Origin of the sequence: Streptomyces sp. NPDC086519, from assembly GCF_040686075.1 — a bacterium.
Taxonomy (GTDB): domain Bacteria; phylum Actinomycetota; class Actinomycetes; order Streptomycetales; family Streptomycetaceae; genus Streptomyces; species Streptomyces shenzhenensis.
In genome coordinates, this window is sequence record NZ_JBFBJL010000160.1 from 1 (window position 1) to 2425 (window position 2425).

Genomic DNA, 2425 nt, shown 5'->3' on the forward strand with positions numbered 1-2425 from the left:
CCAAGAAGCGAGGGGACGACACTGGCGACCTGAACACCGCAGGCCTCCACCATCGCGGCCAACGCGGAAGAATCCAGCCGCTCATCGGATGACGCAATGGCCAGCGTGCCACCAGCCGCCAGGGTCACCGCGACATCCAGGACAGAGGCGTCGAAGCTGAAGGAGGCGAACTGCAGCGCCGTCACGCCTGGTTCGACGCCGAGGACGGAACGCATGGCCGCGGCCAGGTTCGCAACCGACGCATGCCCGACCGCCACACCCTTCGGACGCCCCGTCGAACCCGACGTATAAATCACATAAGCCAGCTGACCAGCCGCGATCTCCGGCAACTCACAACGGCCGCTCTCCAACTCTTCCAACCGGACAGTCTGCCCGTGCTCCGACAGCTGATTCGCCGTTTCCTCCCCCACCACCACCAGCTCGGCGCCGCTGTCGGCGACCATGTACGCCAGCCGGTCAGTGGGGTACTCCGGGTCGAGTGGCACGTACGCCCCGCCGGCCTTCCACACCGCCAGGATCGCCACCACCATGTCAGTGCCGCGCGGCAGACACAGACCCACCCGCGACTCCCGACCCACCCCACGCGCCACCAGCCCACGCGCCCACGCATCCGAACGCCCATCCACCTCCGCATAGGTCAACGAACGCCCACCCGAACGCAACGCCACCGCCGCAGGCGTCAGCACAGCCCACTCACGGAACCGCTCCACCACAATGGCGTTATCCGCTTCACCAGCCGTGGCATTCCCTTCAGCCACCACCGCCGACCGCTCAGCCTCGTCCAGGATCTCGACAGCACCCACCCGCAACTCCGGATCGGCCGCGACCTGCTCCAGCACCCGCACGAGCCGCGCCGCCAGCCGACGGACCGTCTCCTCGTCGAACAGGTCCGCAGCGAACAGAATCCCGCCACGCAGGCCATCCGGCCCGCCGTCATCGGAGTGACGCTCGCTCAGGGAAAGGGAGAGATCGAAGCGGGCCGCAAGGTCCTCCGCAGGCGGAACCTGCTCGACTGTCAACCCCTCCAGTTCCCAGTGGGCCTCGGGCACGTTCTGGAGCGCCAGCATCACCTGGAACAGCGGATTGCGGGCCGCCGACCGCGCCGGATTCAGCTCATCCACCAGCCGCTCGAACGGCACATCCTGATGGGCGTACGCAGCCAGATCCGACTCACGGATCCGGGCGAGCAGGTCCTGGAAGGTGGGGTTGCCGGAGGTGTCGGAGCGCAGGACGAGGGTGTTGACGAAGAACCCGGCCAGCCCCTCCAGTTGCGTATCCGACCGGCCGGCGACCGGCGTACCGACGCAGAGGTCCTCCCCTGCCCCCATCCGGGCGAGCAGCACCGCCAGCGCGGCATGCACGACCATGAACATCGTCGCCCCGCCCTGCGCGGCCAGCTCCACCAACCGCGCATGCGTGACCGCGTCCACCCCTAGGGGGACCGTACCGCTGCGGAACGACGGCACCGCCGGACGCGGACGGTCGAACGGCAACACCGTCTCCTGTGGCACTCCCTCCAACGCTTCCCGCCAGAACTCAACCTGCCCGGCACCGGCACTCTCCGGATCGTCCAGCTCACCCAGCACCTCCCGCTGCCACAACGCGTAATCCGCGTACTGAACCGGCAGCGGCTCCCACCCCGGCGCCTGCCCCGAAAGCCGCGCACCATAAGCCACCTGGAGGTCATTCGCCAGCACACCCATCGACCACGCATCCGTCGCGATGTGATGAGCCACCAACAACAAGACGGACTCCTCCTGCGCAACCCTCAACAACACCGTCCGCCACGGCAACTCAACCGCCAGATCAAACCCCCGCGCGGTCTCAAGTCGCAAGACCTCGCGCCATCGCTCGCCGGCCTCGACCACAACCAACTCAGGACGGCTGCCTGCGTCATCCAACACCCGCTGGTAGGGAACACCCTCAGCATCCGGAAAGACCGTGCGCAGACTCTCGTGCCGGTCAGCGACGTCCCCCAACGCGGCCTCAAGCGCCGCCACATCCAAGTGACCGGACAACCGCAACGCGAAGGGCAGGTTGTAGGCCGCGGCGCCCTCGGCATCGCCACCGTCCATCCGGTTCAAGAACCACATCCGCTGCTGCGCGAACGACAACGGCACCCGCTCCGGACGCTCCCGACGCGCCAGCACCACACCCCCCGACACCCCCGCACCCTCCACCAACCGCGCCACCCCGGCCACCGTCGGCTCCGCGAACACCTCACGCACACCCACCGACACCTCAAACACCGACCGGATCCGCGCAATCAACCGCATCACCAGCAACGAATCACCACCCAACTCAAAGAAACCCTCCTCCGCACCAACCCGCTCCAGACCCAACACCTCCGCGAACAACCCACACAACGCCTCCTCCACCGGCGTCACCGGACCACGACCGCCACCCGCACCCAGATCCGGAACCG

The 2425-nt window shown here is 67.8% G+C and carries 1 protein-coding gene; it reads right to left on the reverse strand.

All coding sequences use genetic code 11. The features are described from left to right. Positions 1 to 2378 (reverse strand): condensation domain-containing protein (locus tag AB0P24_RS47780; RefSeq protein WP_365805759.1); only part of this gene is annotated, 2378 nt, incomplete at its 3' end. Between the last annotated feature and the right edge of the window lie 47 nt (positions 2379 to 2425).